This is a genomic window from Anaerobacillus sp. (genome assembly GCF_046314235.1).
In the GTDB taxonomy this organism is placed as follows: Bacteria; Bacillota; Bacilli; order Bacillales; family Anaerobacillaceae; genus Anaerobacillus.
The window spans coordinates 165,434-188,156 of record NZ_JBKBWN010000007.1; the positions used below are offsets into that span (position 1 = coordinate 165,434).

Here is a 22,723-nt window from a genome sequence, read left to right on the forward strand (position 1 = left end):
CTACTTTTATTCCTCCTGATGCTTTAAAACTATGTACCTCAGTCAGACATAAGTAGTGAGAGGGTAAGGAGGCTTTTTAGGAACTTACTCAATTAAAAAAGGAGGTAATAACATTGTTGAAATATGAGTTTAAAGATGCTCCAGTAGAAAGAAAGCAGGAGCTGTTATCTGAGATTATTGACAAATATAATGTAGCTAATAGAAATGAGCTAATTCAAGCTCTAGGACATGCTCAGGCTGTACTAGACTGTAATCAGGAGGAATTTGCTAAGCATCCATCAGTTAGCATCAGCTCTAGACAGCTAAGGTCTCATAAAAAGGAGTATTTAGACCTTTATACATCAGCCTATGATAAGTACAGTAATACAGCTCCTGAGCTAGTAGATGTAAAGACTGAGGTAGATGAGGATGTATTAGAGCAGACATATCAGAACTTACTGGCAAGGTTGAAAAGCCCTAAGACAAAGACTGCTGATATTGCTACTATTTTAGAATACTTTGGAATTACTAAAAGGGACTTTAAGCAGTATGCTGATTTTAGAAACAAGACTATGAGAGGTTTTATGTCTGATAACCTTACTCAGATTATTACAGATGGGGATAAGGCTCAGATGGTTAAGACTATTGTAGCTGAGAGTCCTTATCTCTATCAGGGTACAGAGAAAACATTAGGTAGAACAGCTAACAGCCTTAACATTGATATGAGCAGTAACTTAGCTAGGTTAGAGGCTCAGACATTAGGGCTTTTATTCATGGGCTTAATTAATGGTAGATTGTCAGAGCAGTTTATTAATAATGCTGAGACATTAAGACTATTAAAGTTAGCATCAGGAGACATCTCAGCTAAGGATACTCCTGCTATAGAATTTGAGAAAATGGATGGCAGACAACCTAAGTCTAAAGAGATTAAAGAGGCAGACCTTATAGAGCTTTTTGGTGAGGTTGAGGGTAAAGAGGTCTACAGACAGCTAAACAAAGTAAAGGACAAAGTAGCTAAGAATACTGCTTTAAAACTACCTAACTATGAGGATGATGTTAAGCCTGATTATGAGGCTCATCTAAAGGATTATCCTGAGGTTAAGGAGATGCCTTTTAGAATTTTGATTGCTAAGCTGGATGCAAGATATGACAGGGAATTCAATGACAGATACAAGCAGTTTTTAAATGTTAATGAGGACTGAAATACAACAACTAAAAGGAGATTGATTACAGATGAAAACAGAAATGATTAAAGAGATGACAGCTAAGGTATCAGATGTACAGACAGCTCAGGAGGCTCTATATGCCCTGCTAGAAAAGATTGAGGTAGAACAGTCTGAGAATAAGCAGACAGTAGCAGAACTACAGGGGCAGATTGAGACAGCTCAGGAGGCTCTTACTTTGGCTGTAGACATATCAGAGGCTAAACTGCTCAGACAGCAGGTAAATATCTTACAGGAGGAGCTAGAGCTTACTGAGACAGTATCAGGAGCTAAAGCTAATGCTTATCATGCTGAGATTGAGGCTAAGGCAGAGGTTTTCTTTAAGGTGCATAAGGGAGCTAAATTCTTATTTAGTACAGTAGATAATTACTTTGTAGCTCATACAAGTATTGCAACTCTAGAGCAGGATAAGGAGGCTCTACAGGGCTTTACTAGAGACCTTAACAGTAGCTTTAGATTTGTAAGGCAGGTCTTACTAGATACAGGAGTTATTACACTAGCTGAGGCTAATTTGACTTATAAGGGCATTCATCTAGGAGCTAGGGATATTGAGACTGAGCTAATTAGGTATGGGCTTAAAGTTAAGGCTTATATTCAAGAGCTAAAACAAGCAGGTAAGCTATAGAGGGCTGATAAAAGAGAGAGGCAACTCAGACTAAGTATTGAGGAGGTCTATTAAATGGAGTATGTAGCAGGTGTATTAATTTCTATGGTTATGGTAAAGGCATTTAAAACAGGTAGAAAGTAATGGAGGGCTTAGGCTCTCCTTTTTTAATTTCAGCTAACATAGGAGGAGTTTAGAGATGAATGAACATAAGTTTAAATTAAATGAGGATATGAATGATAATAAGCTATGGAGCATCATGGAGGCAGTAGAACAGCCTACAAAGTGGAAGGTAGACCTAAGACATAACATTATAGAGGTTTATCCTCATCCAGTGTTAGATGCAGAGGGCAGAGTTATGGATATTGTATATAAATCATTTAAGTATAACCTGAGGACTGATATTACTAACTATGAGGTAGCTGAGAGGTATCTACAGCTAAAGGAGGATATTAAACAGGGTAATGTAGATAAGTATTACTCAGGTAAAGTACAGCCTAAGAGGAGACAAAATAAAGTTACTGAGGACATGGTTAAAACTATTATAGAGCTTTACCTAAAAGGAGTAACTAGGCTTGATATATCTTATAAACTAGGAGTAAGTAAAACTACAGTTAATAACTACATTGTTAAGGAGTTAGGTAATCAAAAGACTGATACTGTAGCTCCTGCTACTCAGGTCTTAGAGGACTGGAAAGAGCTTAGGAGTCAGGGCTTATCATTTGCTGATATTGCTAGTAAATACAATGTAACAGCATCTACTGTGCATTATCACACTAATAAGGTGAGACAGACTAAGGTAGCAGGTAGACCTAGAAAGTATACTCCTGAGATTGTTGTCAAGTGGGTAGAGATGAAAAGTACTGGTGCTACTTATAGGGAGATTGCAGAAAAACATCAGGTAGCTCCCACTACTGTTAAATATCACATTACTAAGGTTAAGGAGGTTAGTTAAGATGGCAGATAAGAGAGCAGATGCTAAGTCAGAGTTTAAATCAAACAGATTTGGTAAAGAGTCTAAGTCAGCTATAGCTAAGAGAGAGAGTATCAGGGCTAAAGCTCTAACTAGGATTTCTAAAGCATTGAAAGAAAAAGGAATGAAATAAGTTACAGAGTAGGGCTTAACAGTCCTGCTCTTTTTTTATGCTCTGATGTCACAGTTTTATAACTCCCTCTAATGAGAGTAATGAGTACAAGACAAACAGACCTAACATTCATTAGGGAGAGGATACAGATGGACAAAACAGCAGTAGAGCCTTATTGTATCATATCAGAAAAATTAGGAGAGCCTCAGCCTCATACTGATGATATTTATGTAACTGATAAAGGGATAATAATAAGTAGAAAAGGTAAGCCTGATGTAGATAAACTAATTAGAAAAGCCCTGAGCCTATAAAGGTTTGGAGGCTTTTTCATTTGTGTTAAAATAGTCATGAAATTTATGAATATGGATACATTGGATGAACTTCGTGACGCTGACAGCCCATTTCGACAATTTGATCATGGATCGCTTCTAAATGCGGAAGTGTACGTTTATTTATCATTGTTTCTGCCGAGACGATGACCCCTTGGGAGGTTAGTGCTTTAGCATTTTCAATCATCCTCGTAAAATAAGCTGCTCGTTGCTCATATGAAGGCTTTTTCTCCATCATTGCAAAACCAATCTCGACAAAGTCGTCGACACTACCGTAATTATGTGAGATGTGGAGCACGTCTAAGTACGGAACAATTTTCTCGTAGCGGCTTAATTCCATTGTTAAATTAGAGTTAATTTGCGTTCGAACGCCCCGATTATGGGCATACTTCAAGAGGGGAACGACATACTCATCTACTGATTTCATTGATAACATCGGTTCTCCGCCGGTGATACTAAGTGAGCGTAAATGAGGAATTTCCTCTAATCTCATCAGTAATAAATCCAAAGGTAGTGGTTTCGGATCTTTTGATTGAAGTGTATAACCAACGGCACAATGCTCACAGCGCATGTTACATAACGTCGTTGTTGTAAATTCAACATTTGTTAGGCGCATTTCGCCAAATTCTTCGATATCCAGATAAGCTTCCCACGGATCATAGGAAGGGGTAATAGCTTTCAAGTTTCTCAAACAAAACTTCCTCTCTAATGCTAATCTGTTTAACATTTTACCATAGGTAAACTTAAGCGTGTACAGATTACAACTGGCAAAAGTGAACTACCCACTTTATTTGAAGTGGGGGTCTTCTGGCCAAAAATGATAAATGTTTTATAGATTGGCCCTTTACAGAAGCTTTTCGTATAAGTTCAGCGTTAGTTTGAATAATAAAAGTAAAAACTTTGTCTTCAAAGCAAAACAGTAATATACTAAGAAAGTAAAGAAGTGAAAGGGGTAGTTACAACTTGGGTAAATCAATTTCTGATCAAAAAGAACAACTTAATTTTTTACATTCGAAAATGGAGCTTCTGATGACAATGCTGGATTCCATTGAGCCGGAAGCAGCTGGGGTTGAAGACATCGATCGTATTATTGAAATGTTAGATGATATTGAAAATAAATGTAAGAAATTTAGAAACGACTTAAAAGAAGACTAGAAGCAAGTTTAAGGGAGAGGTACGATTGATTTTATATTTAATTCGTCATGGACAGTCTGTCGCAAATGAAAGTGGGATCATTCAAGGGCGCAAGGAATTTCCTTTATCGGCTGCTGGCAAGAAGCAAGCTAAGCTGTTAGGGGAATTTTTTGCTGCAAAATCGATTGACTACCTATACTCTAGCGACTTAGGAAGAGCATTTGAAACAGCTACGGCGATCAGTGCTCATCAGCCCGTAGATGTTGTTGGCTGGGATAAACTTCGCGAAATAGGCTTAGGACCTCTCGAGGGGAAAACACGTCAAGAAATCCTATTACAGTTTCCTGAGATTACTGAAACCTCTTCAATCTTGACAACCGGCTTAGCTGGAACTGAAACGGTAGAAGAAATTACCGTTCGTTGTCAGTATGTACTAGAGCAACTGCTTGCCGGGCATAAGCGTCATCATGTAGCCCTCGTTTCTCATGGCGGCTTCATTAGCATCTTCCTGATGTACTTAATGTTTGCAGAAAAATGGAATGAAGTTCATCGTCCTTTTGTTATTGGCAATACTGGCGTAACAAAAGTCGAGTTTACGGAAGCTGGAAAACCAGTGTTTCATTATGTAAATCATGATGCCCATCTATTAATGGGTAATATGCAAAATGAAAATATATTATATTAATAGTTTTTAAGTTGAGAGTTTTAAGTTAGTTGGTACAAGTTTCTTTAGGATCAACAAGACTTAGCTCGAAACTTTAAAAAAAGTTGGTAACGCTTCCATAGATATTTCTTAATTTTTGGATAAATCACTACTATGTCTTGTATAATGAAAAGGATAAAAACAATATTTTAGGTAAGGAAGGGGAAATTGGAGTTGGAAAAGTTTAAAGAAAGCATGTATAAGCTAATTGTTGAAACGTCTACAAATCTTCCAAACGATGTACGTCGTGCTATCCTTCAAGCTAAACAGAGAGAAAATGCCGGAACAACCGCTGCGCTATCTCTTGGAACGATTACAAAAAATATTAGTATGGCAGATACGAACGTATCGCCCATTTGTCAGGATACGGGGATGCCGACATTTGAACTAAAAGTTCCAGTTGGAGCCAACCAAATTGAAATGAAAAAAGCAATCAAAGAAGCGATTGCCGAGGCGACGAAAAATGGTAAGCTGCGTCCGAATTCTGTAGATTCACTTACTGGAGAAAATAGCGGCAATAACTTAGGGGATGGAACACCAATCATCCACTTCGAACAATGGGAAAAAGATGAAATAGATGCCCGCCTAATTTTAAAAGGTGGCGGCTGTGAGAATAAAAACATTCAATACAGTCTTCCGGCTGAAATTGAAGGCCTAGGTAGAGCCGGGCGAGACTTAGATGGCATTCGAAAATGCATCCTCCATTCTGTCTACCAAGCGCAAGGACAAGGCTGTAGCGCCGGATTTATTGGTGTAGGTATTGGTGGCGATCGGATCACGAGCTACTCGTTAGCAAAAGAACAGCTATTCCGATCGGCAGAAGATGTCAATCCTATTGAAGAGTTACAGAAGCTTGAAGATTACGTAATGGAACACGCCAACAATCTTGGAATTGGCACGATGGGCTTCGGTGGTGAAGCGACATTGCTCGGCTGTAAGATTGGGGCAATTAATCGCCTACCAGCAAGCTTCTTCGTTTCAGTAGCCTATAATTGCTGGGCATTCCGTCGCTTAGGTGTGACGTTAACTAGCGATACTGGGGAAATTAAAGAATGGCTTTATAAAGACGGTGAAGAAATTAAGTTTACTCAAGATGAAGCAGCAGAAGCGACAGAAGTGAAGTCAACGAGTCGTGAAGTGGTTCTAGAAGCGCCAATAACAGAAGCGCAAATCCGCGATTTAAAAGTCGGTGATGTCGTTATACTCAATGGCGATCTCCACACAGGACGCGACGCCATCCATCATCACTTAATGGATCATGATGCACCAATTGACTTAAACGGTCAGGTCATTTATCACTGTGGTCCCGTCATGTTAAAGGATGAAGCGGGTGAGTGGCACGTCAAAGCAGCAGGACCAACGACAAGTATTCGTGAGGAGCCATACCAAGGAGATGTCATGAAGAAGTTCGGTATTCGCGCAGTCATTGGTAAAGGCGGTATGGGACCAAAAACGTTAAAAGCACTCCAAGAGCACGGCGGTGTCTACTTAAATGCAATCGGTGGGGCGGCTCAATACTACGCTGACTGTATTAAAAAAGTTGAAGGTGTAGATCTCTTAGAATTTGGGATCCCAGAAGCGATGTGGCACCTCAAAGTTGAAGGATTTGCAGCGATCGTAACGATGGATTCACACGGAAACAGCTTACACGCTGATGTTGATAAATCATCGTTTGAAAAGTTGTCTGAGTTGGCCGATAGAGTATTTTAAAATGTCCATTTGTGGTGCCAGTCACCACAAATGGTTTTTTTTTGCCGAATTACGCAAATGGCTAACTGCGTATCGGAAATCTTCACGAACTAACATTAGGTGAAAGTCGTTGTTTCTAAAAACAAAGAAAGAAGGCGGATATTTTTTGCTGCAATGAAAAAAACTAACACAAAATACTGTGGAGAGGTTGATTAGATGAGAAAAGTCATTTACTTGCTACTATTTATGTTCGTTTTTTTTATGACACCGCAACTGAACGCCGAGGCTTACAGCAATAAAGGCTATAATTGGAGCTTTAATCCTAAGCCAAAAAATCAACCAGCAACAACTGAACCGATTTACGAAGAGTTGTTGCAGAAGTACGGTGGCTTTTGGATTGGCGACACAAACAAAAAAGAACTATATTTAACATTTGATAATGGCTATGAAAATGGCTACACACCAAAAATACTTGATGTCTTAAAAGAGAAAAAAGTTCCTGCAGCATTTTTCGTCACTGGCCATTATTTATTAGATCAACCTGATTTAATCAAGCGTATGGCAGAAGAGGGGCATATCGTCGGCAACCACTCGTGGCATCACCCAAGCTTAGTTGAGATTGATGATGCGAGGTTAAAAAGAGAGCTTGAAAAAGTAAAGGTGAAATATGAGGAGCTAACAGGGCGAAATGATATGGTATATTTACGACCACCACGTGGCGTGTTCAGCGAGCGCTCTTTAGCACTATCACAGCAGCAAGGATATGTTAACGTATTTTGGTCGTTAGCCTACAAAGATTGGGAAGTAGAAAATCAAAAAGGCTGGAAATACGCCTATGACCAAATTATGAAACGAGTCCATCCTGGCGCGATCATGCTCATTCATTCCGTTTCAAGTGATAACGCCGAAGCACTAGACAAAGTCATTGATGATCTTCGCAAGCAGGGCTATGAGTTCAAAAGCTTAGATGATTATATGCTGGATAGACACCTAAATGATCTTCAATAATATAAAGGCAGTTCCAAAAGTGTCTGACCACATCGTACTAAATAAGGACGTACAGATTTATCTAACGTGTTGGTTTTGGGAGGGGAACGTCAATTCACGGGCTAAATTGCATTGCATTAACATTCAAGTCCCAAACGGATTAAAACTAATATTAGCATACAAAAAAGCGCACAGATGCAGTATCTGTGCGTTTTACTCATATTTTTTTCCTTTGTTGAACGAAAGCTCACCGTTACTTAAAGTGAGAAAAAACGATTACTGTTATTAGTCAAAAATCGTCAGGGATAAATTTGTTAGTCTGTTAGTAGAGCGAGAACTATCTTTTAAAATTTTGAATTTCCGATTATTTTTTTATTGTTATTTACTGTTCAAAATAATATTTTATTATATTACTTCCTCAATCGTTGACTTCCCTTCGGTTTGGTCACTATCAAGCCATTGCCAACTCTCATGTAGCCTGATTCTACCGTCTGGAAGAGATTCAGGGGTTGAATAACATTGTCCTCCCCTTATCTCATTTTTCGTATTTACATGATTATATCTAAAAGCCAAACAACCATTATCGTCCACTAACCCAATTAGTGTCCCTTTTACAATTTCACCACCACTATACGTAGCAGAAATGATATTGCCTTCTTGTTTATAATCAAAATAAGTTTTTGAAGAAACCTCTCCGTTATCAGTGTTAGCAATTGAAACAAATCTTTTCCCATTATAATTAACCATAGTTCTCCCCCTTATATATTCTTCTGCTCTTCGTTGAAGAAAAAAATTTCTTGCTCTTATTTTAACATTTAATCCCATAATTCCTATAAAAATTATTGTACTCTTAACAAAGTAATTAGCACAACTTTTAGAATATGAAATAGAAGGGGAACATAAGTATACTCTTGCCAAGAGGTAACAACTGCTAATTTTGGCTGAATTCTAACCAACCCTTGAAAATTAAAAACAAGCCTACAAAATTATTGCCGATTTGTAGGCTAATTCTAATGTTATTTGTTATTTTCTCTCTCAAAACTGAACCGTTAAGATTTATCATATATCTTTATTCGGTGCGTAGCGGTGTCTACCCTGAATAGTGTCCTCAAACTCTCTCAAAATAGCAAAGTTACATTAAATAACGGAATCACTGTCCTACTATAGGTTCGTTGCGGTGAATTTTTACTTTCATGCGGGTCTGACACTTTGTCTTGGGACTGACTCTTTTATTTTAAAGGCAGTTTGGAATATTATGCTAAACTATAGTTGTTTAATTAAGATATAGGCTTTGTAGGATTTTTTTAATAATAAATGGAAAAATCAGTGTAACCTTTTCAAGTTTCGTTCGTTTCTAAAGTGAGAGGAGGGAATAAATGAAGATAGGTATTTTAGAAGATTTATATAAAAAATACTATAAAACTGCCTATGTTTATACCTTCTCTTTATGTAAGAAAAAGGAGTTAACAGAGGATATCGTTAGTGAAGCTTTCGAAAAAGCACTGCTAACCTTAAATGAGGAAAAAAAGCATTTTAAATATTGGTTACTCGTTGTATGCAAGAATTGTTGGTTAGACCACTTAAAAAAGAATAAAAAAATGGTCAACCAAACGATAAATGACAATGATCATATCGACCATACTAGTGTACTTGAACAAATCATTCAAAAAGAAAAAAACCGACGACTTTACAAATGTATTATGCAACTTCAGGAAAACTATCAGGAAATATTAATTTTACATTATTATGCCGAAATTCCTTTAGTAGAGATAGAGGGAATGTTAAAACTCTCAAAGGCAAATACGAAGATTTTAATATATCGGGCCCGTACAAAGTTAAAAAGAGTACTGGAGGAGAATCAATATGAATTTTAAAGATCTGTTGGAAAAATATCAAAATGGTACTGCAACAGAAGAAGAAAAAAGATTAATTGAAGCTGAAATAGAGAAAAGTAAACTAATAAAAGAATACCTTGAAGTAGTCGATGAAAATGAAAGTTTAGATTTCAAGTTTGAAGAAGAAACCTACGATGAGATGAAGCAAATAAAAAATGAAGTTCGTAAAAAGAAGGCAACGATGATTTTCTCGTCAGTTGCAGTCGTGTTTATCCTGTTGGTAGCATTTCGGTTTATTCTCACGCCTGTATTGAATAGTTTCTACTATAATCCAAATCAACATACGTATTCAGACTATACTGTTGATTTAGGGGCCAAATTAGCAACTTATACAGAACTTCATTTTCCAACGATCATCACAAGTGGAGTTAATTTTAGTGCTACTGGAATAGGAAGCTACACTTTCTCGTTGTACCAATATGATACGTTTAAGGGTGAAAAGAATACTATTTCAGGAGACATTAAACGCTCTAGTCTTACACTAGATGAAGCTTTTTGGCAATATCCGATTGTAAATCTTTTTTCGCGTGCGACATACCCTTTTGGAAATGTACCAGTTGGTGAAGATACATTGGAAAAATTAAAAAGCTTACCGCCTTACAGTTACCTTAAAGCCTATATTTCTTTTGACAGAGACATATCGATGGAAGAGATTGCCCAACTCATAAATGAAACAAATGATTCTGGCCTCTATATTTCATGGGTAGCGATAAGAAACGCGGAGATGGATATTCAAAGATTGCCCCTCATAGGTTTTGAACCTTCAGGGGGAGGTCCTATATTTGATAAAATAAACGAGAAATATCCTCATTATGAGATTAGTGAATTCAAGTCAGCCTCAAGTACTGTTGACGACAGCGTTTACGAAAACCATTTTAGAGATTTAATTCAATTCCAATTAGATCATCTTAGCTTTTTAAATATGATCGAGCGAAAACATTTTAGTGAATACTATCAATCAGTGAAAGATTATATTGATCAACATGGAATTTATTCTTATGGAATCGTTGTTCAGGGCGATCCAGTGTCGATCATTGATCTTACAAAGAAGGTAAATATTTCTGATATTTATGTAGATGATATAAAGATGATTTTGCCTTTTACTACAGAGGACAGTAGTGGACAATGAAGAAGAGCTCCGGAGGACAAAAAATTTAGAGTAAAAGAAGATTATCTAGACAAGAAGATGTTTGCGATAAAAAACAAAGAGAGGCTGTCCCAATAGCAAAGCATCTAACACCTAGCCTACGATAAATAGATTTTGCTCAAAACTTCTATTTATCGGATGACTTCGAGGTGCACTAATACTTATGGGACAGCCTACTTAATTTAATTAGAATAACAAATCTGACCGATCGCTTGTGCAATTGTTTCTAATGTAGCCACGTCAGTAACATCAAAACAGATTGCTTGTTTACTACGAACAACGATAATCCCAATTTGTTGTTTTGTTGAATTAGATATAGGGAATTTTAGTTCACCGTTGCATTCCCAGCCTAAATCATTTTCTTCGTCAGAAGCAACTTCTAGTTGTAGGCTTCCATCCTCTGAAACGAGGTATACTCCCACCCAATCTATGTAAGATACTTCTTCTACTAGACTTTTAACAGTTTTCTCAAAAACTGATTGAGTACTTTTCTTTTTAAATACTTCCGCCATTATTTGTATGGATGCTACGTCAGTTGAAATTGACAATCTCTATCTCTCCCTTAACCATGTTTACTTAATCATTTTAACAAAAATATAAACAGAAGTGACGTAGTAAGTTTAGGAAGTTTTTTTTCACGATAATCTCTAAAAATGAAGAAGTTAGGAGATTAATCCAAGTTTAGGTATATTATATAGGTGAGGAGTGATGAATATGGATATTCAATTGAACGGCCCTTATCATTATCACCGTGTTTTGGAGCGTTTAAGTTATGACCCAATTCATGTGATTGATAAGGAAGCGAATTTAATTAAAGTTCCATTAGAAATGTACGGTAACCTTGTGATCGCAACAGTATCATTTACAGGTGATATTGAAGCGCCTGTTTGTCATATCGACCTACCACCTGATTACATAGAAGAAGGGGTTCGCCGTATCAAAGAAATTTTTCAACTTGAAGTTCCTTTGCATGATGTTAACACTCATTTTTTACAAACAGATTTGGCTCCATTATTCAAACAATACTCGGGAATGCCACTCATCTGTGACTTTGATCTCTACTCTTGCATGATGAAAACAATCATTCATCAGCAGTTAAATATTCGTTTTGCTTATACACTGACAGAACGGTTCGTTAAACAATTCGGAACGGAAAAGGATGGAGTATGGGTTTACCCCACAGCCGAAACCGTGAGCAAGTTAGACTATGAAGACTTACGAAAGTTACAATTTAGTCAGCGAAAAGCAGAGTATGTCATTGATACATCAAGACTAATTGCTGAAGGTAAATTAGATTTGAATGAATTGGCGATAATGTCAGATGAAGAATGCATTGAAGAACTTGTAAAAGTAAGGGGGATTGGCTACTGGACAGCAGAAAATATCCTCCTATTTGGTCTTGGGCGACAGAACTTGTTTCCAGTGAAAGACATCGGTATTCAAAATGCATTGAAAAACCTCTACAATCTCGATGAAAAACCAACTATTGAAAAAATGTTATGCTATAGTGAAGGTTGGTCACCATATAAAAGCTATGCCTCCCTCTATTTATGGGAGAGTTTAGATAATCAAAAAGCACGGAGTTGAAAAGATGAAGAATGAAAAAGTACAAATTAAAGTAGGACAAGAATTTTTAATCACCATTAAACGCCTAGGCATTAACGGTGAAGGTGTCGGTTATTATAAAAGGCAGGTTGTATTCGTCCCGGGAGCACTTCCAGGGGAAGAAGTATTCGTGACCGTTACAGATACGAAAGAGAAATTCTCAGAAGCAAAAATAAAAAGAATTCGTCTAAAATCAAAAGATCGCATCGAGCCACCTTGTCCGGTCTATGATAAATGCGGTGGCTGTCAGCTGCAGCATTTAGATTACCAAGCACAACTACGCGAAAAACAAGATATTGTTAGACAAGCCTTTGAGCGCCATACCAATCTTGCTGGCGACAAACTGCCGCTTCAAGAAACAATCGGCATGGATAATCCTTGGAGCTACCGGAATAAAAGTCAGCTACAAGTCGGACATGATCAGCATGAAGTTATTGCCGGATTATATGGAATGAACTCTCATCAATTGATCGATATCTCAGAATGCGCCGTTCAGCATCCAGCAACAAACAAAGTGACGCAGACAATGAAGGCGATTTTACAAGAACTAAAAATCCCTATTTATCATGAAAAAAAGCGCAAAGGTGTCGTACGCACAATCGTGACAAGAGTTGGCTTTAGCACAGGCGACGTGCAGCTCGTTCTCATTACCGCGACTAAAGAATTACCACATAAAGAACAAATCATTGAAGAAATCAAAAAACGTCTTCCAGAAGTGAAATCCGTGCTACAAAACATCAATGGCCGTAGAACATCACTTATTTTCGGTGATGAGACGATTCATTTACACGGGGAAGAAGTAATTCAAGAAGCATTAGGAGACTTACAATTTGAATTGTCAGCACGAGCCTTTTTTCAGCTCAACCCAATTCAAACCGTAAAACTATACGACGAAGTAAAAAAAGCAGCCCAACTAACAGGTACCGAGAAATTAGTAGACGCATATTGCGGAGTTGGATCAATTGGACTTTGGCTTGCACCTTACGTACAAGAACTACGCGGAATGGACGTCATCCCAGAATCAATCGAAGACGCCCGTCGCAACGCCGAAAAGCACGGCTTCAGCCATGCTCAGTTTGAAGAAGGAAAAGCAGAAGAAATCCTACCTAAATGGCTAAAACAAGGCTGGAAACCAGACGTATTCGTCGTTGACCCACCAAGAACAGGCTGTGACCGAAAACTACTCGATACCATCATCAAAGTCAAACCAAAACGCATCATTTACGTTTCCTGTAACCCATCAACACTCGCAAAAGACGTAGATGTGTTAATGAAAGCCGGCTTCAAATTACAAAACCTTCAGCCAGTTGATATGTTTCCGCATACGAGTCACGTTGAGTGCTGTGTGTTGCTCGAAAAAAAATAGAAGATATGTATGAGTTTGAGAATCTATAAAAGATTCTCAAACCGCCTTCTTCTGTGACTTCTATTTTTTCAATTAACTTATTGAGAATTTCTTTTGTTAGTTGAGGTTTCTGCATAAACTCTTCAAGTGCTTGACATAGTTCAGTAAAGTTCATTACTTTATTTTGGTTTTCTAATACATCAACTAAATCTCTCTTTTTTAATATCAGAACTTTTTGTCTCTCACTATTATCAGACATTAAAAGGGAGTATTCTTCATTAGAAATTTCTTTAGCAACTTTCATCCGAAGCGCTTGAATTTTCTCTTCTTTCAATTTGCTAAGTTCAAAATCAATTTTTGAAAGTTCTCCTTTATCTTTTTGAAGCAATTTCTTTATTTTCCCTACGATTTTCGACTTGAAAGTATCTCCATCGAATTCAGAGTAAAGTGTTTTCAAGTCTTGGCTAATTACATCAATAATGACTTTTTCACGTATAATATGGTCAGAACAAGCGATTTGACCATACTTATTATAATTTCCACATACATAACCTTTACGATTTTTTTTATAGTGCATGGTTTTTCCGCAATCGGCACATATAGCAATATCAGTAAATAGATGCTTTGTAAATCGAGGGCGTTTTCGTTTACGAGACTCCATATGTCTTTGAACAAGTAGAAAGTCTTCGGTAGAAATTATCGCTTCATGAGTATCTTTTACAATTAGATAGTTGTCAGAAGAATTTTTTTTGCGTTTATCACTTGTAACTGAAATTGTAGTCTCCCGTTGTTGTACCAGGTCTCCTGTGTAATGAGGATTTTCTAAGATTTTCCTTACAGAAGATCCGCCCCAAAATTCTCCTGAGTTTTTCTTTTTTGCCACTTGTGCAGGCGTTGGAATTAAATCATTAGTTAATTCTTTGGCAATTCGATCAAAGCCTTTTCCGTTCAAATAATCATGAAAGATCCGCCCTACGACGTCAACTGTAAAATCATCACGTTTAATTAGTTTCCGTTCGGAGTTTAGCTTGTAACCGTAAGGTGGAATTGAACCCATGAATATTCCGTTTGCAGACCTTAGTCTTAGTGTGTCTTTCACACGCCTACTCGTTGATTGTGATTCATGCTCGTAGAACCAAGCAAACAATCCAAATTTGTCGGTGTTACCATTTAACGAGTCAATTGCACCGTCTAAAGTTTTAATGTGTACACCATATTCATCATATAACTCTTTAATTTTATAAGATAACCCTCCATTTCTTGCGAGCCTTCCTAATTCCTTTGCAAGAATGATATCAATTTTACCTGATTGTGCATCGTCTACTAACCTTAAAAAGTTGGTTCTTTTTTTGGATTTCGTACCCGATTGGACATCAACATAGATGTCATAAAGTTCCCACCCTTCTCTTTCTAATATTTCAGTGAAAAGCTCTCTTTGGTTCTGTAATGATTGTTTTTGTTCTTCTTTATCTGTTGACACACGTACATAAATACCTGCTTTCATGCCACGTTCCCTCCTTTAGAAGAAGAGACAGTGGAATTCACCTTGTCATTAGCATAAGACTCAGCAATTAAAGAGTCAATCTTTTCATTAATAATGGATTTTAAAATGTTTTCAAGGGTAATTGAGGGTTCGCTGTTAAAGATACGTTCAATTTTCATGAGGTGCCTCCTTGGGGTATTTAATATGGGGGTTTTTGTTAAGACCAATTGATGGAATTTGCTAAATGTGGTAAAGGTATAATAAGGAGGGGGAGAAAATGAATCTACTTCCATATGGGAAGGATATACGACGAGTAACATCAGTTGTATCTTGTATAATTTTAATTGTCTATCTCCAAAGAAATACATCTGTAGGTTGACCCCTTAGACTTTTCTTTGTGCTCTTGCTTTTAAACCACTTTTGATACGTTCGCTTCTTCCCCGAGATTCATTTTCATACAACCAGGCATATAGTCCGAACATTTTTGTGTTTCCTGATAGTGTATCTATTACACCGTCTAAGGTGAGAATATGAATTCCTTGGTCGTCAGCAAGACTTTTTATTTGGGAAGAAAGCTCTTTGTCTCTTGCTAATCGAGTAACATCTGCTGACAGAATGATGTCAAACTTCTTTTCTTTTGCATCATTTATCAGCCGTTTTAGTTCATGTCGTTTTTTTGTTTTTGTGCATGGATCAACGTCCATATAGATATCATAAAGCTCCCACTCCTTTGCTGTTATTAAATTCATAATAGCTTCTTTTTGTGTAACTAAAGAATTCTGTTTTTCTTCTTTCTTTGTTGATACACGAGTATAAATTGCACATCTCATATTACAATATCTCCCTTGAGAGGAAGCGACAGTGGAATTCGCTTTGTCTTTAGTATAAGCCTCAGAAATTAAGAGAGTTGATAAAATACTATCGAGTGAAGCGGGGGATTGGTTATTTAAGATACGTTCGATTTGCATGATTATTCCTCCTGGGGATATTTTTTGTGGTGGTGTGTTGCTTAAACCGATTTTATGATGTTGATGATAGAGGTAATGTCTAACTTAGAGGGTTTTTCTTGATAGTGTATCAATTGCACCGCCCAAGGAGAGAATTAGAATTCCTTGGTTGTCAGCAAGACGTTTTATTTGGTAATAAAACTCTCCGTCTCTTGTTAATCGAGAAAATTCTTTTAACAGGATGATGTCAAACTTCTTTTCTTTAGCATCATCTATCAGGCGTCTTAGTTCGTCGCGCTTTTTTGTTTTTATACCTAAGTCAACGTCTATATAGAAATTACATAACTCCCACTCCTTTGCCTTTATTAATTTCATAATAGCATCTTTTTGTGTAACTAAAGATTTTTGTTGTTCTTCATTTCTTGTTGATACACGAGTATAGACTGCGCATCTCATATTACAATTCCTCCCTTAGAAGAAGAGACAGTGGATTAGCATTAGCATTAGCCTTAGAAATAAAGAGAGTTGATAAGATACTATCAGATGAAACTGGGGATGGGTTATTTAAGATTCGTTCGATTTGCATGATTATTCCTCCTGGGGATACTTTTTTTGGGGTAGTGTGTTGCGTCAACAGAATTTATGATGTTATTAATAGAGGTGAGGTCTAAGGGGTTTTTCTTGGTAGTTTATCTATTGCAACGTCTAAGGTGAGAATAAGAATTCCTTGTTTGACGGCAAGACGTGTTATTTGGTAATAAAACTGTCCGTCTCTTGTTAATCGAGAAAGATCTTTTAACAGGATGGTGTCAAACTTCTTTTCTTTAGCATCATTCATCAGTCGTTTTAGTTCAGGTCGTTTTTTTGTTTTTGTGCCTGAATCAACGTCTATATAGATATCATAAAGCTCCCAATCCTTTGGTAAATTCATGATAGCTTCTATTTGTGTAACTAAAGAATTCTGGTGTCCTTCACTTTTTGTTGATACACGAGTATAGACTGCACATCTCATATTACAATTCCTCCTTTAGAAGTAGAGACAGTGGTATTTACTGCTTCTATTCTTTTGTTAATGATAGTTGGTACCATACGTTCATTGGAAATTTTTGATACGTTACTGAAGATAGGTTTAATTTTCATGTTTTTCCTCCTGGGGTATTTTTGTGGTGGTTTATGACGGGGGACTTTGAAGAACAAAAGATTAAATCAGTTGAATGTGGAAGGGTCAAATAGTCATGGGGAATTCGACAATTGTATTAACATGTGGAGTGACTTCCTTTCTGTGAGTAGGATAGGTAGGGATAAGCAAACGATGTGGTTAAGATAGTAGTTATCGGCTATAACTATAGTATAGTGGAAATTGAAAATCTGTAAATAGTTTGGATGTCTTACAGGAATGTACGTTCGTATTATTACGTTGATATCTCCTTTCAAAGAACATAGAGGTAGATTTTAGTTAATGTTCGTCTACATCCTAAATACGATCAACTAACGGAAGCTGACCTCCAGTATTAACAATAAAACTGTTTCTTATGATTTTTTCATCAATTTTCTTAACTTTAGGTAAGGCGTTAATTTCATCTTTTAGAATATACCACTGTTGTTCCGAATCTATAATAGCGTTCGGAAATAACCCTTTACTCAACCAATTCTTTACGGTTTGTTTTTGGACTGAAAGTTCCTTAGCTACATCTTTTAACGTCAACAAATTTTCTTTATTTAAAATATTCATAATTTCACCCAATTGTCTACTTTTCCTTAACTTTCAACAATTTGGCCAAATTTATCCTATAAAATACTCCCTCAATAAAAGTTATAAACCATCAGTAAATGATCGCTTTGGTATGATTATGATCTCTTATAACATTGATGTATTAACAAATAATAAGCGTACAAAATCATCACTAATCTGTACGCTAATACTGTCGTTATTTATTGTTTTTCTTTTTTAAATAGTCTTTTTACCTTGATTAGATAACATTTTCTTGTATTCTCTTTTTCCTTTTTGTTATCGGTTGCCTCATAATCAGACGGTAGCACTTCTTTAAGTAGTTATACTCTTCATCATCAATTAAATGGGAATGTGCAATTTTATTTCTAATACGATTAAGCTTGTTTAGAGATTGTAATTCAACTCTATTGAAATGTGGCAACTCTTTTGGGTATTTACCGAAGTAGGAGATTAATTCGTGGAGGTGGAGTTTTGTTTCATAACGTTGCATTAACCAGGTTTGACCATGACACTTCACTAAATTTGTTACTACCATTCTACGAAGCTTTGTTTCAATTTCAAAAAGCATACCATATGAATCTTTCATTCGTTCAAGAGTATCATTCATAAAGAAGCTCCTTTCGTGGGAAAAAATAAGGGGGGTATTTCTTTTTTCGCTATTATATTATCAAAAAATTTTTTAATCTGGAAGAAAAATTTTGCTAATTAATAAGGTAGAGAAAACTTCAAAAGGTATCGTTGAAAGTAGCGCTATTCTTCGTACTTTTCATACAGACAGATATTTTGTACGAAATAGAAAATGAATACTATACAGATTAAAGCAAATAGGTAACGAGTAAAAGTTACTGTGCTTCCGCAGCAAGTCATCAATGAAATTGATGACTTGCCTATCATTTCTTAGCATCACCTAAATAGAATTCAACATCCGTCAGTCTTTATCTTCTTTACCGTATTTAGTGTTCTCCCGTCGTCATATGGTTGAGAATATTGGATTTCACCACACCCCACACATTCCACGTCACAAACTCGATTATATAGAAGCTTTTCTTTATTAGTCAATTCACTTGGGTACTCTTCTATTCTTTTCACAACAAATAACCCGCCACATTTACATATCATATTTAAACAACTCCTCCTCTTTTTCAAGCTAAATTAATAAGTGAGACAATCTGTGTTCTTGTGTATAATATTGACTATAAGCAAAGGATAGGTCTTCTATCGAAGTTTATCCTAAGTCTAAAGATTTGTCATTTGTATAAGGGTACATATGAAAATAGGAGGCATTTTTTTGATTAACAATTGGCAAGTTCCAAGGAATAAACGTAAACTCTATCCTGTAGTTGATGTTTTGTCACTTTTTACGCTTCAAAATTTAGGAGATGTATGGAATCATGATTTGGCCCGCCAGTTAGACTTCGAAACTGAATTGGAACGTTTCGGCATTAAAAGACCTGGACAAAGAAGAGACCGTAGAGCTGGGGGAGCAAGAACTTACGAATCCTGGTTATTTAATTTAGGTTTAATCTTTACTGAAACTGATACACAGATAATGAGGACAACATTAGCTGGAGAAGCTCTATTGTCAGGTCAGCCACCTGTTCCAATAATAACTAATCAATTAATGAAGTTGCAATATCCTTCCCCATACTCACAGCGGAGTAGAGTGAGTATTCACGAAAGATTTAGGGTAAGACCTTTTAGGTTCTTACTACGGTTGCTTGCAGATAATCGCATTGAAACTCTATCCAGAGCAGAAATTGGAAAGATTGTTATAACTGAAGGAGAGAACGAGACAGATGCTTGTTTTGAACACGTTGTTCGAAGGATTATCGATTACCGTAACAACGCTGATGAAATTCTTCCTGATAACTTCGAAGAAATGTATACCAGTAGTACAACAGGGATTCGCTCACGACAACAAACAATTTCCTACTTAGAGGATATTGCTAATACTTTGGTAAATTATCTTGAATACACTCAGTTAATTGAAAGAGATTCGACTGGTCGAATTGCTATTGCACAAGAACGCATATATCAGGTAGAGGAAATACTAAACGATGGATCTTCAATCAGAACCTACAATCCAAACCACCATTATGGTAAAGAAAATTTTCAAAGAAACTACGGCTTAGCACCAGGCCAAAATAGAGATAATAGAAACTTCGGTGGAGAAACCATAACAGATACTCTATATAGACAGAGAAGAGTACGAAGTGAACTATTACATATTGCTGGTCAGCGACCTGTCCAAAGTATTAATACTCAATTATTAAACCAAATTGCAACAATAACAGGATATACCTTGCAACAAATTGAGGACGCCGTCGAAGGTTTTAGACCAGATACTTTCGGGTTATTCGAAACCAGTTATCTAAACATGGCAATTAGTGGTAGAGAATTGGCTATGGAGTTTGAAATTGCAACAAGAGATATTTTTGATCATTTAGGATTTAATTCGAGGCATGTGGGGAATAGCCCTTTACACCCTGATGTGTATATTGCGTCTACTAATCATAATTACTCAGGAATTATCGACACTAAAGCATACAGTCGATACACTATTACAAATGACCATAGAAATAGAATGGTTAGAAACTATATTCCAACATACCAACAACTTAACCCCAACTTAGAATTCTTCATGTATATTGCTGATGGGTTCGGTTCTAATATAGAAGGACAATTATTACAAATTCACTCTCAACAACCTAACGTATACGGGAGTGTAATCTCAGCCAGAAATACTATTCGTCTCTTACAACGTCACTTGACGAATCCTGTTGATCATCAACGTTTGAGATCTCTTTTTACAGCTAATAGACAAATTAGCCTCCGTGACGTTGAGCAACTATAAGGTTTTTGGAAATCACTTTTTATGTTCACATTACTTCATCTAATGTATAATAGATGACATTGGATAATAGAGTTACAAATATGGAGTGGTATAATTATGATTTTTAAAAAAGGTGAATTGTTTTGTGGCCCAGGTGGCCTCTCTTTAGGAGCAAAAAAAGCAAAAATTGAACACAATAATGAGTTGTATATGGTAGAACATGTTTGGGCTAATGATATGGATACAGATAGCTGTAGCACCTTTATTAAAAACATTTGTCCCGATTCTCCTAATTCAGTTATTTGCAGTAAGGTAGAGGAATTAGAGATTGAAAGTCTCGAAAGTATAGATGCCTTTTCATTTGGTTTCCCTTGCAATGATTATAGTATAGTTGGAGAATCTAAAGGATTAGACGGGAAATACGGCCCGTTGTATTCGTATGGGATAAAGGTACTTCGGCATCATCAACCCAAGTGGTTTATTGCTGAAAATGTAGGTGGGTTACAAAGTGCTAATGAGGGCCAAGCTTTTATTAAAATAATGCAAGAGATGAAAGAAGTAGGTTATAGAATTACTCCACATCTTTATAAGTTTGAAGAGTACGGAATACCACAAGCCAGACATCGAATAATTATCGTTGGAATACATGAGGATTTAGGTTGGGAATTTAAGGTTCCAAAGGCTCCATTCAAGGCCAGGGAGCTTTGGACAACTGCTAAACAGGCTCTGGAAAATCCACCCATACCAATCGATGCAAAAAATAACGAATTTACAAGACACTCAGCTAAGGTAATTCAATTTCTTAGTGAAATCCCCGCTGGAAAAAATGCTTGGTTCGAAGGAATACCAGAGGATTTAAGATTAAATGTAAAAGGTGCAAAAATGTCAAACATATACAAAAGGTTAGATCCTGATCTTCCTGCTTACACCGTTACAGCAAAAGGTGGGGGTGGTACCCATATGTACCATTACGATGAATATCGTGCTTTGACTAACCGTGAAAGAGCAAGACTTCAAACCTTCCCTGATGATTTTGAATTTGTAGGCGGAAAAGAAAGTGTGAGATCACAAGTTGGAATGGCAGTTCCAGTTGAAGGTGCAAAGATAATCATTGAGGCAATTCTAAAATCCTTTGCTGGAGTTGAATACGAAACAGAGTCGGCAAAGTGGGAAGACGAATTATCAGAAATGATCGAAACAGGGAAAAGGGTAAAAAGGAAAAAAACTAAACAATCGTAACTTATAAGATAAAAATGCTGAGTTAATTAACTCAGCATTTTTGTTATTATATGAAGGTAACTTAATCTTCTTTAGACTCGCTTGTTCATCATAGTAATCCAGAACTTAACATATTGATTACTTCCTTTTTACGGTTGAAGAGTTCATCTGTTTCCGAGGTAAATTCAATAACATCTAATAAAAGTGACTTATCTCGTTTTTCAAAATTAATTACCTGTTTCTTTACCCCATCGTACTTACAAAGAGGGTGCAACTGACGTTGTTCTATATCAAAGCTGTAAGCACGACCCCCTATAGCTCTTTTTCCACGTGTATAACCTATAATAAGCACAAGAAGAGAATCAGATAACCACAAAGCATTTTTAACCATTTTTGTGTCGTCTATTGGAATATCGATTATTTCCCTCTTCCCCAGTGCAAGGTGGAACATGATTAAATTGCTTTGAGTTTCCCATTCAAGAGGAGTAATGTAGACTGCTCTTTTTCTGTTTCTATTAAAAGACGGTTCACTTGAAAATCTATTCTCAGACAAAACTATAACGTTATTTTTATCGGTAACAATGATATTCCCTGATGATTTTTCGTAGTGTATCGTATACATTGCAATTCCTCCTCTATGGTTAGACTTTTCGAATTGTCGCCAGTGTTACAAAGCATCTTTTTTTCCGTCATTATTAATCTCTTATGCCATTAACCACAGAGAACTATCTGTGGTTTAGTTTGGATACTCGTTCATGAGATAAACTATTATTGTAAAAACAAAT

General features: G+C 36.6%; 27 protein-coding genes and 1 pseudogene. 15 read left to right on the plus strand and 13 right to left on the minus strand.

What is annotated here, in order from left to right; genetic code table 11:
* Positions 1-113: 113 nt before the first annotated feature.
* The 5 genes from ACK4M9_RS11985 to ACK4M9_RS12005 all read left to right on the plus strand — a co-directional run bounded on the left by ACK4M9_RS11985 (position 114) and on the right by ACK4M9_RS12005 (position 3,202).
* Complete coding sequence (locus ACK4M9_RS11985; protein ID WP_409850696.1) at positions 114-1,181, plus strand: hypothetical protein; 1,068 nt, start codon at positions 114-116, stop codon at positions 1,179-1,181.
* Positions 1,182-1,212: 31 nt separating this feature from the next.
* Complete coding sequence (locus ACK4M9_RS11990; RefSeq protein WP_409850698.1) at positions 1,213-1,827, plus strand: hypothetical protein; 615 nt, start codon at positions 1,213-1,215, stop codon at positions 1,825-1,827.
* 178 nt (positions 1,828-2,005) lie between these two features.
* A complete protein-coding gene (locus tag ACK4M9_RS11995; RefSeq protein ID WP_409850700.1) occupies positions 2,006-2,761 on the plus strand; it encodes a hypothetical protein in 756 nt (251 codons plus the stop codon).
* A gap of 1 nt (position 2,762) precedes the next feature.
* Positions 2,763-2,912, plus strand: coding sequence for a hypothetical protein (locus ACK4M9_RS12000; RefSeq protein ID WP_409850701.1), 150 nt, complete (start codon positions 2,763-2,765; stop codon positions 2,910-2,912).
* 128 nt (positions 2,913-3,040) lie between these two features.
* Positions 3,041-3,202: a hypothetical protein gene (locus tag ACK4M9_RS12005; protein WP_409850703.1), complete on the plus strand. Its 162-nt coding sequence runs from the start codon at positions 3,041-3,043 to the stop codon at positions 3,200-3,202.
* A gap of 52 nt (positions 3,203-3,254) precedes the next feature.
* On the opposite strand, the pseudogene yfkAB reads toward ACK4M9_RS12005, so the two are convergent.
* Positions 3,255-3,947: pseudogene (gene yfkAB, locus ACK4M9_RS12010) on the minus strand (radical SAM/CxCxxxxC motif protein YfkAB); the annotation flags it as partial.
* Positions 3,948-4,183: 236 nt separating this feature from the next.
* On the opposite strand from yfkAB, the gene ACK4M9_RS12015 reads away from it, so the two are divergent.
* The 4 genes from ACK4M9_RS12015 to pdaA all read left to right on the plus strand — a co-directional run bounded on the left by ACK4M9_RS12015 (position 4,184) and on the right by pdaA (position 7,754).
* Positions 4,184-4,375 carry an SE1561 family protein gene (locus ACK4M9_RS12015; RefSeq protein ID WP_409850705.1) on the plus strand — a complete coding sequence of 64 codons (192 nt, stop codon included), beginning with the start codon at positions 4,184-4,186 and terminating at the stop codon, positions 4,373-4,375.
* 25 nt (positions 4,376-4,400) lie between these two features.
* On the plus strand, positions 4,401-5,039 hold the full coding sequence (locus ACK4M9_RS12020) for a histidine phosphatase family protein (protein WP_409850707.1): 639 nt from the start codon (positions 4,401-4,403) through the stop codon (positions 5,037-5,039).
* A 192-nt stretch (positions 5,040-5,231) separates the two neighbouring features.
* Positions 5,232-6,767: a fumarate hydratase gene (locus tag ACK4M9_RS12025; RefSeq protein ID WP_409850709.1), complete on the plus strand. Its 1,536-nt coding sequence runs from the start codon at positions 5,232-5,234 to the stop codon at positions 6,765-6,767.
* Between the two features lie 195 nt (positions 6,768-6,962).
* Positions 6,963-7,754 (plus strand): delta-lactam-biosynthetic de-N-acetylase, encoded by a 792-nt coding sequence (pdaA, locus tag ACK4M9_RS12030; RefSeq protein ID WP_409850711.1) that lies wholly within the window; start codon positions 6,963-6,965, stop codon positions 7,752-7,754.
* Between the two features lie 384 nt (positions 7,755-8,138).
* Here pdaA and ACK4M9_RS12035 read toward each other — a convergent pair whose 3' ends face one another.
* Entirely contained in the window at positions 8,139-8,480 is a 342-nt protein-coding gene (locus ACK4M9_RS12035) for an avidin-fold protein (protein ID WP_409850713.1), read from the minus strand.
* 629 nt (positions 8,481-9,109) lie between these two features.
* Here ACK4M9_RS12035 and ACK4M9_RS12040 point away from each other — a divergent pair.
* Positions 9,110-9,607 carry an RNA polymerase sigma factor gene (locus ACK4M9_RS12040; protein WP_409850715.1) on the plus strand — a complete coding sequence of 166 codons (498 nt, stop codon included), beginning with the start codon at positions 9,110-9,112 and terminating at the stop codon, positions 9,605-9,607.
* On the plus strand, positions 9,597-10,757 hold the full coding sequence (locus ACK4M9_RS12045) for an anti sigma factor C-terminal domain-containing protein (protein ID WP_409850717.1): 1,161 nt from the start codon (positions 9,597-9,599) through the stop codon (positions 10,755-10,757). The genes ACK4M9_RS12040 and ACK4M9_RS12045 overlap by 11 nt, the downstream gene beginning before the upstream one ends.
* Before the next feature lie 200 nt (positions 10,758-10,957).
* Here ACK4M9_RS12045 and ACK4M9_RS12050 read toward each other — a convergent pair whose 3' ends face one another.
* Complete coding sequence (locus tag ACK4M9_RS12050; RefSeq protein WP_409850719.1) at positions 10,958-11,323, minus strand: GAF domain-containing protein; 366 nt, start codon at positions 11,321-11,323, stop codon at positions 10,958-10,960.
* Between the two features lie 166 nt (positions 11,324-11,489).
* Between ACK4M9_RS12050 and ACK4M9_RS12055 the strand changes: the two genes are divergently transcribed.
* Both ACK4M9_RS12055 and rlmD read left to right on the plus strand, forming a co-directional pair.
* Complete coding sequence (locus tag ACK4M9_RS12055; protein WP_409850721.1) at positions 11,490-12,362, plus strand: DNA-3-methyladenine glycosylase family protein; 873 nt, start codon at positions 11,490-11,492, stop codon at positions 12,360-12,362.
* Between the two features lie 4 nt (positions 12,363-12,366).
* Complete coding sequence (rlmD, locus tag ACK4M9_RS12060; RefSeq protein ID WP_409850723.1) at positions 12,367-13,746, plus strand: 23S rRNA (uracil(1939)-C(5))-methyltransferase RlmD; 1,380 nt, start codon at positions 12,367-12,369, stop codon at positions 13,744-13,746.
* Here rlmD and ACK4M9_RS12065 read toward each other — a convergent pair.
* From ACK4M9_RS12065 to ACK4M9_RS12105, 9 genes are all read right to left on the minus strand, one after another.
* Entirely contained in the window at positions 13,664-15,229 is a 1,566-nt protein-coding gene (locus ACK4M9_RS12065; protein WP_409850725.1) for a recombinase family protein, read from the minus strand. The two genes, rlmD and ACK4M9_RS12065, sit on opposite strands and share 83 nt — an antisense overlap.
* Positions 15,226-15,387, minus strand: coding sequence for a hypothetical protein (locus ACK4M9_RS12070; protein ID WP_409850727.1), 162 nt, complete (start codon positions 15,385-15,387; stop codon positions 15,226-15,228). The genes ACK4M9_RS12065 and ACK4M9_RS12070 overlap by 4 nt, the downstream gene beginning before the upstream one ends.
* 204 nt (positions 15,388-15,591) lie before the next feature.
* Positions 15,592-16,176, minus strand: a complete 585-nt coding sequence (locus ACK4M9_RS12075) for a recombinase family protein (protein ID WP_409850729.1) — start codon at positions 16,174-16,176, stop codon at positions 15,592-15,594.
* A gap of 84 nt (positions 16,177-16,260) precedes the next feature.
* Entirely contained in the window at positions 16,261-16,611 is a 351-nt protein-coding gene (locus ACK4M9_RS12080) for a recombinase family protein (protein WP_409850731.1), read from the minus strand.
* Position 16,612: 1 nt separating this feature from the next.
* Positions 16,613-16,741 carry a hypothetical protein gene (locus ACK4M9_RS12085; protein ID WP_409850733.1) on the minus strand — a complete coding sequence of 43 codons (129 nt, stop codon included), beginning with the start codon at positions 16,739-16,741 and terminating at the stop codon, positions 16,613-16,615.
* 81 nt (positions 16,742-16,822) lie between these two features.
* Positions 16,823-17,167 (minus strand): recombinase family protein, encoded by a 345-nt coding sequence (locus ACK4M9_RS12090; RefSeq protein ID WP_409850735.1) that lies wholly within the window; start codon positions 17,165-17,167, stop codon positions 16,823-16,825.
* A gap of 462 nt (positions 17,168-17,629) precedes the next feature.
* On the minus strand, positions 17,630-17,899 hold the full coding sequence (locus ACK4M9_RS12095) for a helix-turn-helix transcriptional regulator (RefSeq protein ID WP_409850737.1): 270 nt from the start codon (positions 17,897-17,899) through the stop codon (positions 17,630-17,632).
* A gap of 226 nt (positions 17,900-18,125) precedes the next feature.
* On the minus strand, positions 18,126-18,494 hold the full coding sequence (locus ACK4M9_RS12100; protein ID WP_409850739.1) for a hypothetical protein: 369 nt from the start codon (positions 18,492-18,494) through the stop codon (positions 18,126-18,128).
* 311 nt (positions 18,495-18,805) lie between these two features.
* Entirely contained in the window at positions 18,806-19,006 is a 201-nt protein-coding gene (locus ACK4M9_RS12105) for a hypothetical protein (protein ID WP_409850741.1), read from the minus strand.
* A 169-nt stretch (positions 19,007-19,175) separates the two neighbouring features.
* On the opposite strand from ACK4M9_RS12105, the gene ACK4M9_RS12110 reads away from it, so the two are divergent.
* Together ACK4M9_RS12110 and ACK4M9_RS12115 are read left to right on the plus strand one after the other, a co-directional pair.
* Entirely contained in the window at positions 19,176-20,741 is a 1,566-nt protein-coding gene (locus ACK4M9_RS12110; protein WP_409850743.1) for a restriction endonuclease FokI C-terminal domain-containing protein, read from the plus strand.
* Positions 20,742-20,837: 96 nt separating this feature from the next.
* A complete protein-coding gene (locus tag ACK4M9_RS12115; RefSeq protein WP_409850745.1) occupies positions 20,838-21,959 on the plus strand; it encodes a DNA cytosine methyltransferase in 1,122 nt (373 codons plus the stop codon).
* A gap of 88 nt (positions 21,960-22,047) precedes the next feature.
* Here ACK4M9_RS12115 and ACK4M9_RS12120 read toward each other — a convergent pair whose 3' ends face one another.
* Positions 22,048-22,560, minus strand: coding sequence for a DUF4652 domain-containing protein (locus tag ACK4M9_RS12120; protein ID WP_409850747.1), 513 nt, complete (start codon positions 22,558-22,560; stop codon positions 22,048-22,050).
* Positions 22,561-22,723: the final 163 nt, after the last annotated feature.